The sequence below is a fragment of the Flavobacteriales bacterium genome (genome assembly GCA_030584065.1).
Taxonomy (GTDB): Bacteria; Bacteroidota; Bacteroidia; order Flavobacteriales_F; family PHOS-HE28; genus PHOS-HE28.
Map to the genome: position 1 here is coordinate 158,564 of CP129489.1, position 19,172 is coordinate 177,735.

Annotated in this window: 12 protein-coding genes; 4 read left to right on the plus strand and 8 right to left on the minus strand. The window is 66.2% G+C overall.

Annotated features, from left to right (window positions below; translation table 11 throughout):
• Positions 1-9: 9 nt before the first annotated feature.
• Genes QY325_00580 through QY325_00600 form a run of 5 tightly spaced genes read right to left on the minus strand, consistent with a single transcriptional unit; the run spans position 10 to position 7,505 of the window.
• A complete protein-coding gene (locus QY325_00580; protein ID WKZ66435.1) occupies positions 10-1,629 on the minus strand; it encodes a GMC family oxidoreductase in 1,620 nt (539 codons plus the stop codon).
• A gap of 40 nt (positions 1,630-1,669) precedes the next feature.
• Positions 1,670-3,337, minus strand: a complete 1,668-nt coding sequence (locus QY325_00585) for an MBOAT family O-acyltransferase (protein WKZ66436.1) — start codon at positions 3,335-3,337, stop codon at positions 1,670-1,672.
• A 4-nt stretch (positions 3,338-3,341) separates the two neighbouring features.
• Positions 3,342-4,577, minus strand: coding sequence for a GDSL-type esterase/lipase family protein (locus tag QY325_00590; protein WKZ66437.1), 1,236 nt, complete (start codon positions 4,575-4,577; stop codon positions 3,342-3,344).
• A gap of 1 nt (position 4,578) precedes the next feature.
• Positions 4,579-6,063 (minus strand): GDSL-type esterase/lipase family protein, encoded by a 1,485-nt coding sequence (locus QY325_00595; protein WKZ66438.1) that lies wholly within the window; start codon positions 6,061-6,063, stop codon positions 4,579-4,581.
• Positions 6,060-7,505, minus strand: a complete 1,446-nt coding sequence (locus QY325_00600; GenBank protein ID WKZ66439.1) for a LysM peptidoglycan-binding domain-containing protein — start codon at positions 7,503-7,505, stop codon at positions 6,060-6,062. The genes QY325_00595 and QY325_00600 overlap by 4 nt, the downstream gene beginning before the upstream one ends.
• A 643-nt stretch (positions 7,506-8,148) precedes the next feature.
• On the opposite strand from QY325_00600, the gene QY325_00605 reads away from it, so the two are divergent.
• Positions 8,149-9,120: a hypothetical protein gene (locus QY325_00605; protein ID WKZ66440.1), complete on the plus strand. Its 972-nt coding sequence runs from the start codon at positions 8,149-8,151 to the stop codon at positions 9,118-9,120.
• Between the two features lie 208 nt (positions 9,121-9,328).
• Positions 9,329-11,593, plus strand: a complete 2,265-nt coding sequence (locus QY325_00610) for a tail fiber domain-containing protein (protein ID WKZ66441.1) — start codon at positions 9,329-9,331, stop codon at positions 11,591-11,593.
• Between the two features lie 49 nt (positions 11,594-11,642).
• Here the strand turns inward: QY325_00610 and QY325_00615 are convergent, their stop codons facing one another.
• The gene (locus QY325_00615) at positions 11,643-12,680 is read right to left on the minus strand and encodes an agmatinase family protein (protein WKZ66442.1); all 1,038 of its coding nucleotides are present in this window, start codon (positions 12,678-12,680) and stop codon (positions 11,643-11,645) included.
• 75 nt (positions 12,681-12,755) lie between these two features.
• Here QY325_00615 and typA point away from each other — a divergent pair, with 75 nt between their 5' ends.
• On the plus strand, positions 12,756-14,573 hold the full coding sequence (gene typA / locus QY325_00620; protein ID WKZ66443.1) for a translational GTPase TypA: 1,818 nt from the start codon (positions 12,756-12,758) through the stop codon (positions 14,571-14,573).
• A gap of 42 nt (positions 14,574-14,615) precedes the next feature.
• Here typA and QY325_00625 read toward each other — a convergent pair whose 3' ends face one another.
• Positions 14,616-15,026: a hypothetical protein gene (locus QY325_00625; protein ID WKZ66444.1), complete on the minus strand. Its 411-nt coding sequence runs from the start codon at positions 15,024-15,026 to the stop codon at positions 14,616-14,618.
• On the minus strand, positions 15,023-16,036 hold the full coding sequence (locus QY325_00630; protein ID WKZ66445.1) for a ThuA domain-containing protein: 1,014 nt from the start codon (positions 16,034-16,036) through the stop codon (positions 15,023-15,025). The genes QY325_00625 and QY325_00630 overlap by 4 nt, the downstream gene beginning before the upstream one ends.
• Before the next feature lie 107 nt (positions 16,037-16,143).
• Here QY325_00630 and QY325_00635 point away from each other — a divergent pair, with 107 nt between their 5' ends.
• Positions 16,144-19,155 (plus strand): ATP-binding protein, encoded by a 3,012-nt coding sequence (locus tag QY325_00635; protein WKZ66446.1) that lies wholly within the window; start codon positions 16,144-16,146, stop codon positions 19,153-19,155.
• Positions 19,156-19,172: the final 17 nt, after the last annotated feature.

A 19,172-nucleotide genomic window follows, 5' to 3' on the forward strand; every position in this document is an offset into this window, starting at 1 on the left:
CGCTCCGCCTCAGGGCTGCCCGTCCCGGCCTTCGAGCAGGTCGCGGAGTGCGGCGCCCTGATGCCCGCTCTTGGGCGGCACCAGGCTCATGGCGTACTCCGCCAGGGCCGTGATGGTGAGGCTGGGGTTCACGCCCAGGTTGGCGGGGATGACGGATCCGTCGATGATGCGCAGATCCGGGTACCCGAAGGCCTCGAAGCGCTCGTTCACGACGCCCTCGCCCGCATCGGCGCCCATGGGGCAGCCGCCCAGGATGTGCGCCGTGCTGCTCATGTCGAGCAGCACCTCGGGCAGCGCGTTCATGGCGGTGCCGCCGGCTTTCGCGGCGTAGCGGTGCATCACTTCCTGGCCGATGCCGATGTAGGCCGGCACGCGCTTGCCGCCGTCGCTCGCCACGCTCAGCCGGCCACCGAAGAGGCCGCGCTTCCACTGCACGCGCACGGCGTTGTCCAGGCTCTGCATCACCAGCAGGATGATGCTGTGCCGGCCGAAATCGCGGCGAAGCACCCTCAATGCCTTGCGCGGCTGCGTCACCGTGTTCCAGATGGACTTCGCCATGCGCAGCAACGGTGGTCCCTCGCCGGCGGCCATCACCGCCAGCAGGCCCATGGCGCCGGATCCGTCGCCGTACTTCACCAGCTCGATGTGGGTGTGCGGATCGGGCTCGAACACGCGGCTGATGGCAACGCCATGGTTCACCTTCACCGGTATGCCGCTGATGCCGCAGAGCGATTCGCTGTTGGTGCGCAGGCTGGCCCCCAGCTGGTCGGAGAGCGCCGGCAGCGTGCCCACCTCGTGCTTCTGGCGCATCAGGAGCTTCAGCGTGCCCATCACGCCGGCGCTCACCACCAGCCCCTTGGCGCGGAACACGCGGGGACGGCCCGTCCCCCAAGCCGTGGAGCGGCGTGTGTGCACGTGATAGAGGCCGTCGGCGTGCTCGATGCGCGTCACCTCCGTCTCCGCCTCGATGCGCGCGCCGAAGCGCTCGGCGAACCAGAGGTAGTTCTTGTCGAGCGTGTTCTTGGCATTGAACCGGCAGCCGACCATGCAATTGGCGCAGGCGGTGCAGCCGGTGCGTTCCGGGCCGAGCCCCTTGAAGTACGGGTCGGTGGGCGCCAGCGTGTCCCCGAGGTAGATGCCGACATGGTCCACGGGCTTATAGGTGCCGGCCTTGCCCATGTCACGCGCCACTTCGGCGAGGATGCGGTCTTCGGGCCCTTCCGGCACGTACCGCGTGCTGCCCAGCATGAAGCGCGCAGTGACGTAATGCGGCGCCAGGCGCGCCTTCCAGTCGCCGAACCGCGACCAGGCCGGATGGCGGAAGAACCCGTCGCCCGGCATCATGTGCGTGTTGGCGTAGATGAGGCTTCCGCCTCCCACGCCCGCGCCGCTCAGCACCATGATGCGGTTGAGCAGCTGGATCCGCTGCGGCCCGAAGCAGCGGAGCATCGGCGCCCAGAGGAAGCGCCGCAGGTTCCAGTTGGTGCGCGGGAAATCCTTCGCCGCCCACCGCTTCCCCTGCTCCAGCACCAGCACATCGTAGCCCTTCTCGGCCAGGCGCATGGCGCTCACGCTGCCGCCGAAGCCCGAGCCGATGACGATGTGGTCGTGGATGCGGTCCTCACCCATGTGCGTCCCAAATCTACCGGCCGGACGGCGCGGCGCCGGCTCAGAACTGGAAGTAGATGAAGGGCACCATGTCCGCCGTCACGGTCTGGTAGATGAGCACCACCGCGGCGGCGCAGGCCAATGCCATGGCCCAGAGCGGGAGCGCGGCGAAGCGCTCGCGGTAGCGCTGCTTGAGCGACTCGGGCAGCCAGTGGATGACGAGCCCGGCCAGGGTGACGCCCAGCACGCTGCGGAAGGCCCAGAGCACATCGCCGGCCAGGTGTAGGCCGAAGTCGCTGGTCACCTGGTGGAGGAAGGCATTGGCGGTCTCCAGGTCGGGGCTGCGGAACCAGATGCGCGTGAAGCTGATGAAGGTGAAGGTGAGGAGCACCGACCAGGCGTGCGCGGCCCAGTGCGTGCTGCGGCCCCAGGGGCTGATGCGCTTCCAGGCCTTGTGCACCACCAGCCCCAGGCCGTTGAGGCCGCCCCAGATCACGAACATCCAGCTGGCGCCGTGCCACAGGCCGCCGATGAGCATGGTGATCATGAGGTTGAGGTTGGTGGTGATGGCATTGTGCACCGCCGGGGAGAGGCGAACGAGCACAGCGGCGAGGGCCACGACGGACAGGTACACCACCGGCAGCCACCACCATCCCGTGAGCAGGATGAGCGCTGCGCCGATGATGCCGAGCATGATCCAGGAGAAGCGCGATCCGCCCCGGTTGCCGCCCATGGGGATGTAGAGGTAGTCGCGCAGCCAGGTGCTCAGGCTCATGTGCCAGCGGCGCCAGAAGTCGCCCACGTCGGCGGCCTTGTAGGGGCTGTTGAAGTTCTTGGTGAGGCGGAAGCCCATGAGCAGGGCGATGCCGATGGCGATGTCGGTGTAGCCGCTGAAGTCGGCGTACACCTGCAGGGAGTAGCCGTAGAGCGCCAGCAGGTTCTCGAAGCCGGTGTAGCGCAGCGGGTCGGCGAACACGCGGTCGATGAAGTTCACCGCGATGTAGTCGCCCACCACCATCTTCTTCAGCAGCCCGTTGAGGACCCAGAACACAGCCATGCCGAACTCCGCGCGCGAGAGCCGGAAGGGCTGGGCGATCTGGGGGATGAACTCCGAGGCGCGCACGATGGGGCCGGCCACCAGCTGCGGGAAGAAGCTCACGTAGAAGCCGAAGTCGAGCAGGTTGCGCACCGGCTTCAGGTGGCCGCGGTACACGTCGATCGCGTAGCTCATGCACTGGAACGTGTAGAAGCTGATGCCCACGGGCAGGAGCACCTTGTTCTCCACGAAATGCGCATCCCAGGCGGCGTTGGCCCAGCGGGCGAAGTAGTTCACCGGTTCGAAGGCGGTGCCCAGCAGGGCGTTGACGTTCTCCACCACGAAGTGCGCGTACTTGAAGTAGCCCAGCACGAGCAGGTTGAGCGTTACGCTGAGCGCGAGCAGCAGCCGCTTGCGGAGCCGGTCCGGCGCTGCGGCGCTGGCCCTGCCGATGAAGAAGTCCATGACGATGCTGAAGCCCAGCAGCCCCACGAACAGACCGCTCGTCTTGTAATAGAAGAAGAGGCTCACGGCGAAGAGCCAGCCGCTGCGCCAGAGGGGGCGCCGGTGCACGATGCTGAAGCCGGCCAGGGCCACCAGGAAGAAGCCCCAGAAATAGAGCCGCGTGAAGATGACGGGCGCATGCTCATCGTAGCGGAGGAGCGCGGCCCAGTCGATCGTCGCGGTGCTCATGCGGTCAATGGCGGATGGCGCTCAGGTGCCGGCCGTAGCGCTCCATCAGCGCCGCGAAGAGCAGGTCGCCGAGCAGCGCATAGCCCGGCCGTTTCAGGTGGATGCGGTCAGGCTGCGCCAGGCCGGCCTTCTCCCAGGCGCGGATGCTGCCCTCGCCGCCCATCACGCCGAAGGCGTCCCACACGGCCACCCCCTCCGCGGCGCTGAGGCGCAGCATCGCCTCCCGCACCGCGCCTGCGTTCCGGTTCACGTGGCGGCGCTTCACGTAGCTGTCCGTGTTCGTGGTGAGCAGGATGGCGGCACCGGGGCTGGCCTGGCGGATGCGCCGGATCAGCTCGCGGTAGTTGGCCTCGTAGCGCGCCGCGCTGAAGTCGGGGTCGTGCGCGTCGTTGATGCCGATGGAGAGGATGACCAGGTCGGGCTTCAGCAGGGCGAGCTCCTCGGCGAAGCGCTGGCAGCGCAGCCAGCTGGCCGTGCTGGCGCCGTTGACCCCGAGGGCGTGGAGGACGAATCCCGGGTCGCTGTTCTCCAGCACGATGCCCCTCAGGGTGAACCGCCGCTGCGCGGTGTCCGTGCGCTGGATGCGCAGGCGCAGCGTATCGCGCAGGCGGTCGTAGGTGAATTCGGTGTAGCCGCCCGCCGTGTCCACCCGGCGCTCGATCCGTACCGTGGTGTCCGTGCACCAGGCCTGCACCTCGTAGCTGCTGTCCATGCGGTGCAGCACGCGCACGCGGTCGAAGGCGTAGCCGGGGTAGGCCTCGCCGCGGAAGCTCACCTTGATGCCGGTGAGCGTGTCGGTGGTGGTGACGCTGATGCCCGCCGCGCCGAGCACCGAGCTGTCCGTGCGCATCACGTTGCGCACTGCCGTCCAGCTGCCCGTGTACTCCGGGTGGTACCAGTAGGGATTGTTGCTCTTCGCCATGTTGTAGGGGAAGATGAATCCGCGTCCAGCGCGCACGCCGGGCGCCATCGTCTGCAGCCGGTGCCGCAGCTCCATGCTCCACAGATCGGCCTGCACGTGCGACCCGCCGATGTGCGCCACGCTCACCTGCCCGGTGCCGTCGAACAGCAGCCGGTCGAGCTTCGCGTGGTAGGCCTCCCAGGCCGCGCTGTCGCCAAGGGTAGTGACGCGGTTCACCGCGGGGTTCAGGAAGGCGCGCTCCTGCACGCGCAGGGGATTGCCCTGGCCAACGGCCGTGGCCGCTGCGAGGAGCAGCGCCAGCAGCGCGGCGGCCCTCATTTCAGGGAAGGTCCTTGTGGTATGCGGCGAATTCATTGATCAGCGCGGTGTAGAAGAGCTCGCCCACCTTGCGCGCACCCTGGGGGCTGAAGTGCGTGTAGTCCTCGGCGGCCAGCGGCGGGTCGGCCTGCACCCAGCTCACCATGCTGTTGCGCCCGCCCATGGCCTCGTACATGTCCCAGAAGGCCGCGCCCTGCGCCAGTGCATGGGCCTTCATGGCGTCGCGCACCTCCTCGAGCCAGGGCCGCGTCACGTAGTCCGCGCCGTCCTTCACGCTCATGTCGCTGGGGCCGATGACGATGACGCACACGCCGGGGATCATGCGCTTGAAGCGCGCGATCTGCGCGCCGAAGAAGCGCCCGTACTGCTCGGCCTCCTCCTTGCTCTTCAGGTTTGGCAGCACATTGCCGCCGTACTGCAGGATCAGCAGCCGGGGGGCCAGCTCGGCGTACATGGCCGTGAGCAGGCCCTGGTCCGTGCGCCGGAATTCGTAGCCTGCGGCCCCGCGCGCCGCGATATTGTCCATGGCCACGCCGTTGCGGCCCTCCAGCGAGATGCCGAAGACATCGGGGCTGTCGGCGCCCGTCATGGTGATGGTGACCTCCTTCGGGGCGCTCTCGAACCGCCACTCGCGCACCAGCAGCCCGGCCTCCGGCTCCACCGTCTCGCTGCTCAGCGCGGCGCCATCGGCGGCCATGGCAAGGGTGAGGGGCGCGCGGTGCCAGCCGTAGAAGAGCCGGCATACGGACCAGGCCTGCGCCTTGCCATAGCTACGCCGCTCGGGGCGCAGGGTGATGGTGGCGGTGCGCTCCGTGGAATCGGGTGCCACCGAGTCGGGGAGGATCGGCGTGAAGCGCGCGAAGGCGGAGAGCGCGCCGAAGCGGTCGTGGCCCTGCTCCTTGGGCTTCTTCGACATCACGCTGTAGCGCGTCCAGCCCGCGCTGAGCTCACGCGCCACGCTGAAGTGCGGAACGATGTCGGCCACGGCCACCAGCCCGGGGCCCTGGCCGCCGAACTGCACCTGCAGCTTGTTGCGCACATAGGCCGTGATGCGGTCGCCCTCCAGCTGCGAATCGCCGTAGTGCAGGATGCGGACGGGGCGCTTGGCCGAAGCGGCGCCTTGCAGCGCGGCGAAGAAGGGGTGCAGGATGGCGGGCCCCTCGGGCGGGAAGTGCAGCCGGATGCGCTCCTCGAGCGGCGCCAGCTTGGAGGCGTCGAAGGCGAACGGGGGCGCCACGGTGTCCGCCGGCTCCGCCTCGAGCGCCGCCACGGCGATCGTGTCCACGGCCGCGGTGTCGGCTTCCAGGGCGATGATGTCGCTGATGTCCACCCGCTCCTCGCGCGCCGGGAAGAGCGCCTCGCGCGGGCCGGGCAGCCGGATGTTCAGGCCGGCCAGCTGCAGCCCCCCGGCGGGCAGCAGCGCCCCGATGGCCGCCAGCAGCAGCAGCACGGCCACGAGGAAGGCGAGGATGCGCGTGGGGGTCATGGCTTCAGCGGCACCTTGAGCCGTTGTCCGGGGCGTATGTCAGCGCCGATGCCGTTGATCCGCATCAGGCTGTCGGCATCCACGCCGGGGTATCGCTTGGCGATGCCGTAGAGTGAATCGCCGCGCTTCACCGTGTACCAGGTGAAGCCCTGTGCCGGGGCGACGCCCGCGGGCGGTGCAGGACGCGGCTCCGCCGGCGGGTCGTCGGCCACCGGCTGCTCCTGCTGGCGCTCGTAGCGCGCGCGCTGGGCCGGCGTCACGTAGATCACCAGGTCCTCGCCCACATCGATGTGGTCGCCGCGCAGCCGGTTCCAGGTGCGCAGCTGAGACACCTTCACGCCGAACCGCTGGGCGATGCGCCCGAGGTAATCGCCGCTGCGCACGCGGTAGTAGATGGCTTCGCGCCCGTCGGGCGCCCGGGCCACCAGGTCCTCGCCGGGCTCGCTCGCCTTGCGCACGGCCTCGTTCAACGCCTCCTGGGCGCGCCGCACCGAGTCGCCCAGCGCCGTGAACCGTGCGCCTTCGCCCTTGGGCAGCAGCAACGCGTGGAAAGCGGGCACGCGGTCGTTGCACAGGGTGCTGTTCAGTGCCTGCAGGCGCTCCTTGGGCAGCTGCAGGATGGCGCTGACGGTGCTGATCCGCAGCTCGGTGGCGGCGCGGATGGTGTCGGCAGGCTCGAAGGGCACGGCGTGGATGGGCGCGATGCCGAGCTTGCCGGCGTGCTCGGCCAGGTAGGTGAAGGCCATCCACAGCGGCAGCGCATCGCGGCAGCCGGCGGTGAAGTGGGGGTAGAGCGCTTCCATGGCGGTGCTGCCGGTGCTGCGTCCTTGCGCCCGGGTGATGTTCGCCGGGCCGCAGGCGAAGGCCATGATGGCCATGCCCCAGTCGCCGTAGCGCGCATGCAGGTCCTTCAGATGGCGCGCCGCTGCGGCGGTGCTCAGGCGCGGGTCGCGGCGCTCATCGATGTCCGCTGTCACGCGCAGCCCGTATCGCAGCGCCACCGGGTAGGTGAGCATCCAGAGCCCGGCGCCGCCCTCGGGCGATTCGGCCAGGGTGTTCATGGCCGAGAGGCCCAGCGGCAGGTAGCGGAGCTGGCGGGGCAGCCCGTGCCGCACCAGTTCGCCCTCGATCAGCGGCGCGTACTCCTCGCACAGGCCCAGTGCCGCGCGCAGCTCATCGCGCCGCGGCTCGCCGAGCAGGTCCACGTAGCGCGCCACCAGCGTATCGGCGAACACGGGCAGCTCCGGCGATGCGGCGCGCAGCCGCGGCAGCAGGTCGCGCGTGTCCATGGCGCGCACCACGCCGGGAGCGCTCTGGCGGTGGCTCGCCTCCAGCGCCGCGCGCACGGGCCAGGTGGCCGCCAGGCTGTCGAGCCGCCAGAGCGACTGGGCGCCGGCCGACAGGGGGATGGAGCAGAGGAGGAGGAGGGCTCTGGCGCGCATTCGGGCCCGGTAAAGCAAGGCCCTTGCCGGCCCGCCGGCGCGTGCGCTCCACCGTGTTTTCTGCACGGGCTGGTGTGGAGCGCTCCGCGGTGCAGTACCCGTGTCCTGCGGTGGCCACTTCGTCGCACTCCGTGCGCAGCGGTATGATGGCCGCAATCAAATGCGGTCCCGATGGCTTCGACCGCGATTCGTTATCTACCCATGGTCGGCTATTTTCAGCCCATAAGTGCCATGGAGAGCAAAGGCATATTCCAATCCGTTCCCAACGCACAGCTCGCATCGAACGGGCAGCTCTGTGCGTGTGGCGTGCTCTCTCTCTCTCTCTCTCTCTCTCTCTACAATGACACGGCCTGCAAAGGCCATCACAGAGAAGCCCCCGGCGCTTGCGACGCCAGGGGCCGGTAACTCATGTCCCACCAACTCTGGTAAGAAGATGAACACGAGCTAGGCAAAGGTACCGACCCCGCCCGGAACAAGCCGCGAGCCGGGCGGTGCGGTGAGCACCCGGTATCTTCGAGATCGAAGCCGGAAGCAGAGGCAGCGCGCACGCTTGTGCCGCGGTCCTACATGTGCCGAAGACGTGGCGAAAGGAGTTTGAACTTGATTGAGGAACATGCGCTCAGCGCTGCTACCATTTGGACTTATGCTGCTCGTGCTGCCCATGCGCGCCCAGAACCTCGTGCCCAACTGGAGCTTCGAGGAGATCAGCAGTTGCCCGCAATACGAAGGCGATATCGAGAAGGCCATCGGATGGTTTGCCTTCAGAGGCGAGTATTCCTGCGACCTCTATCATGTGTGCGGACATCCCGATTCGTGCGGAGTGCCGATCAATTTTGTGGGTGAGCAGCTGCCTGCCAGTGGCCAGGCGTACGCTGGCATCATCACATTCAGTGAGGATGACGGCTGGCCTTGGTACTTGAGAGAGTGGATAGGTACGCAGTTGACGAGCCCATTAGAGGTTGGGACCACGTACTATGCTTCGCTCAAGGTCAATCTCACCCTGGGTTGGGGCACAGGATGGCCAGCACTAGATAGAGTCCTCTTCGCTAACGATCACATCGGTTTGCTCTTCACCATGAACCAATGGCTTCAGGATGACTTTGATGCCGTGCCGGGTTATGCCCAAGTGTATGGTACTGAAGTGGTTGAGGACACGGTAGGCTGGACGGTAATCAGCGGCAGTTTCGTGGCCGACAGCGCCTACCGGTACGTGGTGGTGGGCAACTTCTTCAGCGACGAAGAGACCAACTGGTCGCTGATGGACCCCAATGGCACGAATAACCTGACCTATTACTTCATCGACGATGTGTGCGTCTCACCGGATTCGCAGTATTGCGCCATTGCTTCTGGTTTGGCGATCAGGCCGCAGCAAGGGTTCAGGATTTGGAGTGACCCCTCCAGTGGCTCCTTGCACGCGGCCGGGCTTCAGGTGCTCGATGTACGGCACATTTCGGTGGTGGATGCGCTAGGAAGAACAGTTGCAGTGCCACCGGCAGTGACAGGCTCGGATACTTGGAGCGTCTCGGTGAGCACATGGGCGAGTGGTGCATACATCGTGGTGGCTGAACGCGATGATGGCAGTCGAATAGCTGAGCGCGTGTTCCTCGGTCGGTAAACCGAGAAAAATGAGACAGACACATCGAGCGTGGACCCTGGCACTGGGTTTCTGCGCGATGACGACGTGGGCAACCGCGCAGTTGTTCACCAATGTCACTGCAGGATGGTGGCGCACCAACCCGGCCAATCCCAACATTGGACGGGGCTTGGCAATCGGGAATCTGACGACCACCCCGTATCCAGCAGCCTTCCAGGTTCATGGGGATTTGACCGCCACGCAAACGGGCGAGGTATTCCGCACCAATGCGTCCCAGGCCATTCTTGGTGTGCCGAACCCCACGTTCTGGCGGATGTTCCATGGCGGTAGCACACCCGATTTCGAGCGAGGGCAGTTCTTCGCGGAGCCGGCTGCGCAGAACGGGTTGTTCCAATTCAACATCAATGCGCCGACCGGGCACTTGCAGCTGCATACCCAGAACGTGCAAAGAGCGCGGCTGAATGGGAATGTGACCAGCGACATGGGGCCGAGCACCGCGCCGCCCTTCACCAATGTGAATCGCGATGGCTTCTTCGCGCTCAGCGGCACTGCCGATGCCGTCGCCAACCCGACGAGCCGCGCGCCTTTCACGCGGCTGCATCTGGTGGATAATGCCGTGAGCGCCAATGACCCCACGGTGTATGCGCAGCAGCATGGCTTCCGGCCCTGGCAGCGCAATGGTGTCACCTTCACCGGCAACAGCGACCAGAGTTACATCGGGCACCGCTACGCGGGGAATGACAACACCGATTTCGTGATCCAATGGAGCGATAACCCGAACGGGAGCCCATGGGGCACGGATCGGATGCGCTTCGTGTTCACCACTCAGTTCAACCCAGCCAATACCCGCGGCGCCACCTCGGTGGAGGGCTTGGAAGCCATCCGCCTCTGGCCGCGAGACAATTTCCGCGTGAACGTGGGCATCGGTGATTTCTTCGCCGGGAATCAGTTGACCCCCGCGACGGTCACGGACCCCACGGAGCGCCTGGACATCCTCAATGGCCGTATGCGCATCAGGCAGCTGCCGGATGATTCAGCAGCGGTCGATTCCTTCTACGTGATGGTGGTGGACCGCACCGTGCTAACGGAGGACAATCAGGAGCGCGGCGTGGTGAAGTGGGTGGATCCATCAGCGCTCGGCGGCGGTGGAGCTGATTGCGATTGGACCGTGGAGAATGACGGCACCTCCGGGCCTGGGGTATCGCACAACGTCTATACGGCTGTAGGCGTCAGCGACGATTGCCCGGATGGTGAGGATCGCGTTGGCATCGGCACGGCGACGCCTGGAGCGAAGCTGCATGTGAGAAAGGGTGTACTCATAGACCCGGGCACGGACCATGCGGCCTTGCTGCACAACACGACAGGAGCCATCATGTCAATCGGTGCCGAGGGGTGGGCCGATGGCGGGGTGCATAACATCGGTGTGCATGGCCTGGCGGAGAATAGCTCCAGGCTGTACGGCGTATGGGGCGTTGCGCGCAATGGGGGCGGTGGTGCCTACGGAGTCAGGGCTGAAGCATACGCATCCCCGACACCGATTGGCGTCTCGGCCTTGGCTCTAGGCGGTGGCACCACAACCGGCATGCAATCTCAGGCGAGCGGAGGCACCAACTTCAATCGAGGTGTTTTGGCTTCAGCAACTGGCGGTCAGGAAGCCATGGGCCTTTACGGATTCGCTTCGCTGGGCACTTCCTCGAACTACGGGGTCTTTGGACAAGCAACGGGCACCAACGCTTGGGCAGGCTGGTTTGACGGCGACGTGAAGATCACGAGCACCTTGACCGTCAATACGACCGTTTACACCTCCGACGGATCGCTCAAGACCGGGATCGAACCGGCCCCATCGTGCCTGCCGATCATCGATGCCTTGCAGCCCAAGACCTACCGGTTCACTCAAGCAGCAACCGACGCGCTGAACCTTGATTCGGACCAGCATGTGGGCCTGATTGCCCAGGAGCTGGAAGGGGTGCTCCCGACCCTGGTGCACGAGGTCAGAATGCCAGCGAGGTTCGACTCGTTGGGCAACATGGTTTCGAATCAATGGAGCTATAAGGGTGTGGACTACGTCTCGTTGATCCCTTACTTGATCGGTGCTGTGAAGGAGTTGTCGGCTCAGCATGCAAGCATGCAGCAGCAGCTCGCAGCCTGCTGCACCGCCCCGCCCACGGATAGCGACCAGCGGAGCGGCGCCATCGGAACCGGTGCTACGGAGGAGCAACTCACCCTGGCCCAGGAGCGCCTGCTGCGCATCGCGCCCAACCCCTTCGCCGACCGCACCACGCTCTATTGCACCCTGGAGCGCGCGGGCCGCATGCAGCTGCTGGCCAACAGCGCCGATGGCCGCGACCTGCGGGTGCTGGCGGAAGGCCAGCGTGAAGCCGGTGAATTCCAGCTGGAGTGGAGCACCGCCCACCTGGCGCCCGGCATGTACTATGTGACCCTGCTCCTCGATGGGGAGCCTGTGGTGAAGCGGGCCGTGAAGGTGCGGGAATGATCCCGGCCTGCATGGCCTGGGAAGGGGTCCGGCTTCGGCCGGGCCCCTTTCAATTCCCCAGCACGCCGCACAGGTGCCACAGCACGCGCGCACCCACGTTGGCGTCCCACTCGTCGGTGCCCGGGCTCACCTCCACCAGGTCGAAGCCGATGACGGTGCGCTTGGCGGCGAGGCGCGAGAGCAGGTAGGTGGCCTCCTCGAATTGCAGGCCGCCGGGCACGGGCGTTCCGGTGTTGGGGCACAGCGTGGGGTCGAGCCCATCGATGTCGAAGCTGATGTGCACCTTCTCGGGCAGGGCGGCGATGATGGCCTCGCACTGGTCCTTCCAGGTGGCGCCGGCGTATTGCAGGGCGCGCAGGTCGGCGCTGCGCACGATGCGCACGCGGTCCTTGGCGGCGAGGAAGACCTCGTTCTCCTGCTGGCAGAAGTCGCGGATGCCCACGCTCACGATGCGCTCCAGCTGCGGGATGGCCAGCGCGTTGTGCATGATGCTGGCGTGGCTGTAGGCGAAGCCCTCGTAGGCGATGCGCAGGTCGAGGTGGGCATCGATGTGCAGGATGCCGAACTTCTTATGGCGCTTGGCCTGGGCGCGGAAGAGGCCCAGCGGCGTGCTGTGGTCGCCGCCCACGAGGCCCACGCGCTTGCCCTGGTCCATCCAGTGGCCGCAGCGCTCCTCCACCCATTCGTTCATCACGGCGCACTCCTCGTTGATCAGCTGCAGGGCCTTTTGCGCCCGCGCCTTCCGCTTGGCGCCGGGCCGGCCCACCAGGGCGTCCATCACCTCGGCGGCGCGCTTCTTCAGCGCATCGCTCTGCTGCAGGAGTGCCCCGGGCGCCTCGTCCATGGCGATGCCGCGCTTCCACAGCTCAGGGAACTCGGGGTGGAAGAGGTCCACCTGGAGGCTGGCCTGCCGGATGGCCTCGGGGCCCCGCGAGGTGCCGCCGCCGTAGCTGGTGGTCACCTCCCAGGGCACGGGCACCAGCACGATGTCGGCCTCCGCGCAGGTGAAGGGCAGTCCGTAGAGCTGGGCATCGGGATCGCCCGGGCTGTTGGGGTCGAACGACTTGATCTTGCTCGCTTTGCTCATGCCGCCAAGGTAGGCACCCCGCCCGGCTGGGCCTGAAACCCTTACCTTCGCGGGCCTTTTTCAAGCGCTTCCCCCATGCTGGACCTCCGCAACATCGCCATCATCGCCCACGTCGACCACGGTAAGACCACCTTGGTGGACAAGATCCTCCATCAGTGCCAGCTCTTCCGGGTGAACGAGGAGGTGAAGGAACTCCTCCTGGACAACAACGACCTGGAGCGTGAGCGGGGCATCACCATCCTCAGCAAGAACGTGAGCGTCCGCTACAAGGGCGTGAAGATCAACATCATCGACACCCCGGGCCACAGCGACTTCGGCGGCGAGGTGGAGCGCGTGCTGAACATGGCCGATGGCGTGATCCTGCTGGTGGATGCCTTCGAGGGCCCCATGCCGCAGACGCGCTTCGTGCTGGGCAAGGCCATCGAACTCGGCCTGAAGCCGGTGGTGGTGATCAACAAGGTGGACAAGCCGAACTGCACGCCCGAGGAGGTGCACGAGGCCGTGTTCGACCTGATGTTCGCCCTCGATGCCAGCGAGGACCAGCTGAATTTCCCGGTGGTCTATGGCTCGGGCAAGGGCGGCTGGATGGGCCCCGACTACAAGAATCCCACGGAGGATGTGAGCTACCTGCTGGATGTGATCGTGGACCAGGTGCCCGCCCCGCGGCAGGTGGAGGGCACCCTGCAGATGCGCATCACCAGCCTCGACTACAGCAGCTTCCAGGGAAGGATCGCCGTGGGCCGCATCACGCGCGGCAGCATCAAGCCGGGCCAGCACGTGACCCTGGTGAAGAACGACGGCACCCAGCAGAAGGGCCAGGTGAAGGAACTGATGGTCTTCGAGGGCCTCGGCAAGGAGAAGGTGAAGCACGAAGTGGGCTGCGGCGAGATCGTGGCCGTGATGGGGCTGGAGAACTTCGACATCGGCGACACCGTGGCGGATGCGGAGAATCCCGAGGGCCTGCCCAAGTTCAAGGTGGATGAGCCCACCATGAGCATGCTCTTCACCGTGAACAACTCGCCCTTCTTCGGGCGCGAAGGCCAGTTCGTCACCAGCCGCCACGTGCGCGACCGCCTCTTCAAGGAGATCGAGAAGAACCTGGCCATGCGCATCCAGGAGACCGACAGCCCCGACCGCCTCCTGGTGTTCGGCCGCGGCATCCTGCACCTGAGCATCCTGGTGGAGACCATGCGCCGCGAGGGCTATGAATTCCAGCTGGGCCAGCCCCAGGTGCTGTACAAGGAGGTGGATGGCGAGCGTCACGAGCCTATCGAGATGCTCACCGTGCAGGTGCCCGAGCAGTTCAGCAGCCGGGTGATCGACAACGTGACGCGCCGCAAGGGCGAGATCCTCAACATCGAGCAGAAGAGCGACCGCACGGTGCTCGAGTTCAGCATCCCCGCGCGCGGCATCATCGGCCTGCGCAACGTGCTGCTCACCGCCACCGAGGGCGAGGCCATCATCGCGCACCGCTTCAAGGGCTACGAGCCTTTCAAGGGCCAGATCGCCACGCCGCGCCCCGGCTGCATCGTGAGCGCCGAGACCGGCACGGCCATCGCCTACGCCATCGACAAGCTGCAGGACCGCGGCAAGTTCTTCATCGAGCCCGGCGAGGAGGTGTACGCCGGCCAGGTGATCGGCGAGAGCCCCAAGCCCGGTGAGGAGCTCGGCGTGAACGTGATCCGGGTGAAGAAGCTCACCAACATGCGCGCCAGCGGCAGCGACGACAAGGTGAGCATCGCTCCCGCCGTGAAGTTCAGCCTGGAGGAGTGCATGGAGTACATCGCCGAGGATGAGTACCTGGAGGTGACGCCCAAGAGCCTGCGCATCCGCAAGATCCTGCTCGACGAGAACGAGCGGAAGCGCGCGGCGAAGAAGCTGCAGGAGGCGTAGGGCGACCTGCGCACCCCGTGCTGAAGTGCCCGATGGCACTCATCACTGCTTGCGCTTCCCAGGGAACCAGCTGGGCAGAGCCTGTTCAAGCGCTTGCCAGTCTGAGGCATCGTACTTGGTGCGCAGGGTCTTGCGGCCGTTTGAGGTGTCGAACTCCCACAGGATAGCGTCCCATTCCGTGTAGTGTCCGCTGACGAACCGGTACGACAGCACGTCGTCAGCGCTGAATGAAACGGTCCTGAGCGCGGGCCGGAAGGGATAGATGATCTTGATGGCAGTCGGCGTGATCGTGACCCGCTTCAGAGACAGGAACTGGTAGAGCGCGATCGGCAGCATGGCTGCACTGAGCGCAGGATGTTGAGCTTGGAGGAGGACTGCGCCGAAGAACAGCGCCAGCCCGGCATTCATGGCCAGGCCGAAGTAGTTCGCACGCAGGGTCAGCACAGGTGTCACTTCGCGATCACCACGCGCGCGGCGCGGGCTCCATCGATGCGTATGCAATAGACCCCGGTATCCAGGAAGCCCATGTCCATTCCGCTGTTGCCCGCGAGCTGCGACTGATGGAGCAGATGCCCCATGCCGTCGAACACCTCGATCACCGCATTCGGCCCGCTCAGGCCATCGATGCGGATCGGACCGCAGGTCGGATTCGGAAGGATCCGCAGTTGCCCGTCGGTACGCTCGTTCATCCCCATGCTCCCTTCCATCAACCACCCGAGCGCGTCCCGGATGTGCGCCCGGAACAGCGCATCGCTGGTGTAGTTCTCCGCGGCATGCCCCAGCGCCGTGTAGAACACGCGTGAGCCGTTGGGAAGCATCCGGTACCAGCTCATCGGGCGCGGCGCGTCGTAGCTGTTCACCTGTCCGTTGGGCCCCACGGTCTGCTCCACCCGCAGCACCTCCACGTTGTCCGGTCCGTAGTAGCCGCCTTCCCAGTAGTAGTACTCTTCGTTCTTCACCCACGGATCCGGCAGGTTCACGGTGCTGGCATGCGCGCCTATTAGCTCCATGGCATATTCCGGCGTACCGGCCACATGGTTGGGACTTTCCTGCACGCTGGCCCCGATCAACTCGGCATAGAAGTCCCAGGTGCCGGTGTTGCCGCCGTTGGCCGTGCTGTGGCGGTAGGTGTCGCTGGCCGCGTGGATGCCCATCACATGGCCGCCATTGGCCACCCATTCCTCGAAGTTGGCACGCTGCTGCGCGCTAAGGATGGCGTTGCCACTCGTGTTGCCGAAAATGATGACATGGTACTCGGCCAGGGTCACCGGGTCGCTGAAGGAATCGCCGGTCGCGTCGTCATCCACCGCGGCGCCCAGTTCCTGCGCGATGGACTGGAACAGGGCAAAGGAGACCGCACGCGTGCCGTGATCATAGCCTGAGGTGCGGGTGAAGTGCAGGATGCGCGGCTGGGCGGAGGCCACGGTGCCGAGCAGCCAGGCGGAGACAAGGAGCGATCGCATGCCCGAAGGTATTCGGCCAGGGCCTGCGGGGCGGCAGCTGGACCGGGAAACGGGGCACGCGCAGGCCGCTGGGCTGTTGGGCGTATGGGCATAGCTTCGCCCGAAGCATGCGCTGGCTTCCTGCGTGGTTCGTCCTCCTGCTTGCTCATCACCTTGCTCACAGCCAAGGCGGAGCGCATTTCGAATCGCTCCATGTGCCCGGCATCGAGGACGCCGTGGTGCGTACGGCTGCGGTGGACCGTTTCGGTGCCTTATGGCTGGGGACCAATCGCGGTGTGCACCGGTTCGATGGCTCGCGCACGGAATCCTACCTGAACGATCCGCTGGACAGCCTTTCGCTCCCCGATGACGTGGTGCATCAATTGGTGTTGGCGCCTGACGGCGCTGTCTGGGCCGCCACCTTCGGAGGTGCGTGGCGCATCGATCCGCTCAGCGGTGAGCGCAGGAGGCTGCCCTTGGTACGCCGCGATGGAACCACCGGCTCCTACGAATGCACCGAGCTGTTGTGGTCTGCTGATGGCACCCTGTGGGCCTTCTGCAACCGTTCTGGCCTCGCCCGCCTGGACCCGACGGGTGATCGTTTGTCCGTGCAAGGACTTCCGGAGGTGGCCATGGCACGCGGTGGCCATGTGGATGCAGACGGCGTTGTTTGGCTCGCCGACCGCCAGTCCCTGGGTGCATTCGATCCCCGGTCGGGCACGTGGGTCAAGCATCCATACCGCCACGGCGGGTCATCCGCACCACCGAAGACACTGCTGCTGGATGTGCTGCCGGATGTGCATGACCCGAGCGCGCTCTGGTGCACCTCGTGGGGTTTGGGCCTGGTGCGTTTCGACCGCAGGAGCGGCGCCTTCGACCGGCAGGCGGTCCGCGCACCGCCGTTGAGCGACCTGGTCAACATCACGCCGCATGCGGTGCAGCGGGGCCGCGGGACCTGGTGGTGCAACATGGATGGCCATCTCGTTGAGGTGGATGCCAGCGCAGGCACGATACGCGACCTGCCGATGCCCGGTGAGGCCTCGGTCCCTGACCTCACCCTGCTCGCAGACCTGGCCGGGGTAGGGGTCTTGGCCGGATCACCGGGCGTGGTGCACCTGCACATGCCGGGTAGAGAGGAGCTTCAGCCCGTGGCGGCCACCGCACTTTCGGCGAATACCCACATCGCGCCGGCCTCACTGGATGATGGCTATTGGATCGTTCGCTTCTACGCGGACCGCGAGGTCATGCACCTTGATGCCGACGGACGCCTCATTGAACGTGTCCCACTGCCAGCCGAGGACCGCCCCTATGAGGCTTTCCGCGTGATGCAGGATGCCCGAGGCCGCGTCTGGCTGGCGTCGGATCATGGTCTTCTGCGCTATCGGCCCGGAAGTGGTGCGATCGAGCAGGTCCAGGTGGAGGGAATGGGCGTGGATACTCCGAGACCCAATGTGCTTGACCTGCATGAAGGACCGGATGGGGCAACGTGGGCTGCACTGGGCCAGGATGGTCTGCTCCGGTGTGACCCGGAGGATGGCGGTGGCCGCTGCTTCCGGCCCCCAGTGGGCGGTGATGGGGGTGCGTCGCAGGTGATCGGCATTGAACGGTATGAAACGGACCGCCTCCTGGTGGATCTTGGTCCCGATGGGCCGGCGCTGTTCAACATGGCCTCGGGAGCATTCGAGCTAGTGTGCGGTCCCCGAACGCCCAAGGCGCAGTTCAGGGCCTCAATGGGCCTCTTGGCGGATGATGCAGGCCGCATCTACGCCCTTTCCCGCAGCCACGGGGTCATCCGGATGCATCGCGATCACGATGGGGCCTGGTCGATCGAGCGGCGCTGGTTGCCGCCGGAACGGCCCTATTTCGAGTCGGCGGTGAAGGATGCGCGAGGCCGGCTCTGGTTGCTGGCCGGGCGCGCCTGCTACCTGCTCGATCCCGACACGGAGATCCTGGTCCGGCTCGATCCGCTTCATGGTTTCGCCGCCGTGGTGCACGGCCTGGCGCAAGGCCATGATGGCGGGATCCTGATCGATTCAGAGGGATGGAAGCGCGTGCGGGCATTCGAACCGTCGCACCCTGAGGCGTGGCTCATGGTGCGCGAGGCCAGGTCCGGTTCCGATCCCCTCAGCCTGGTTGCCTTGCAGGCCGATGGGGTGGAGCTGCCGCACACGCGCAACAGCATCCAGCTGGCGTTCGGGGTGGTGGCGCTTTTCGAAGGGGATGCGTTCACCTACGCCTATCGCATCACACGCGATGGGACGCCCGGCGAATGGGCCGCCCTCGGCCGCCAGCGCTCGTTCAGTCTGCTGGACCTTCGGCCTGGTGCGTATGAGGTGGACGTGCGGGCCGAGAGCCCATCGTCCAAGCCTGTCGAGGTGCAACTGCGCTTCGTCATCCTGCCGCCCTGGTGGGCACGCTGGTGGGCGATCGGAACCGGTGCACTGTTGGCCGTGCTGTTCGTGGTGCTGCTCACGCGCATGGTGCTCAACCGGCGGCATCGCGCCCAAGTGCGCGAACTGGAGCGCGAGCGCGAGCTGGAGCGCGTGCGGATGCGCATCGCGCGCGATATCCACGATGGCATCGGCAGCGGCCTCACCAAGATCACGATGCTCTCGCGGCAGATGGACGCCTCTGCAGCGCCGCAAGCCGCGCGCATCGCCGAGGCCAGCACCGAGCTCGTGAATGAACTGGGCGAGATCGTCTGGACGGTGGACCCGCGCAACGACAGCTTCGCTTCCTTCCTGGCCTACGTGCGCAGCATGCTTGGGCGTCAGTTCGAGGACCTGCAGGTGCAGCTGATCGCAGATCTGCGCTGCGCCGATGCCGACCGCGAGCGTACCATCGGCCCGGAGCTGAAGCGCAACATCCTGCTCGTGCTGAAGGAGGCGGTGAACAATGCGCTCAAGCACAGTGGCGCCGCGCGCATCGCCGTGCAGCTTCACCTGGGCACGAGCCAGGTCGAGCTCCTGGTGCGCGACAACGGCCACGGATTCGATCCGCAGCGGATCCGGGAAGGCGCCAACGGGCTGGCCAACTTCAGCAAGCGCGCCGAGGCCTTGGGCGGCGCCGTGAAGGTGGATACGGGCCCTGCGGGCACCACTGTCACGTTTCAGGTGCCGCTACCCCCCACGAACATGTGATACCGCCGCTGCTGCTT

Bases quoted from the DNA above. Each gene is read 5' to 3' on its own strand.
- QY325_00580 (WKZ66435.1), bottom strand. From the start codon at position 1,629: ATGGGTGAGGACCGCATCCACGACCACATCGTCATCGGCTCGGGCTTC.
- QY325_00585 (WKZ66436.1), bottom strand. From the start codon at position 3,337: ATGAGCACCGCGACGATCGACTGGGCCGCGCTCCTCCGCTACGATGAG.
- QY325_00590 (WKZ66437.1), bottom strand. From the start codon at position 4,577: ATGAGGGCCGCCGCGCTGCTGGCGCTGCTCCTCGCAGCGGCCACGGCC.
- QY325_00595 (WKZ66438.1), bottom strand. From the start codon at position 6,063: ATGACCCCCACGCGCATCCTCGCCTTCCTCGTGGCCGTGCTGCTGCTG.
- QY325_00600 (WKZ66439.1), bottom strand. From the start codon at position 7,505: ATGCGCGCCAGAGCCCTCCTCCTCCTCTGCTCCATCCCCCTGTCGGCC.
- QY325_00605 (WKZ66440.1), top strand. From the start codon at position 8,149: ATGCTGCTCGTGCTGCCCATGCGCGCCCAGAACCTCGTGCCCAACTGG.
- QY325_00615 (WKZ66442.1), bottom strand. From the start codon at position 12,680: ATGAGCAAAGCGAGCAAGATCAAGTCGTTCGACCCCAACAGCCCGGGC.
- typA (WKZ66443.1), top strand. From the start codon at position 12,756: ATGCTGGACCTCCGCAACATCGCCATCATCGCCCACGTCGACCACGGT.
- QY325_00630 (WKZ66445.1), bottom strand. From the start codon at position 16,036: ATGCGATCGCTCCTTGTCTCCGCCTGGCTGCTCGGCACCGTGGCCTCC.
- QY325_00635 (WKZ66446.1), top strand. From the start codon at position 16,144: ATGCGCTGGCTTCCTGCGTGGTTCGTCCTCCTGCTTGCTCATCACCTT.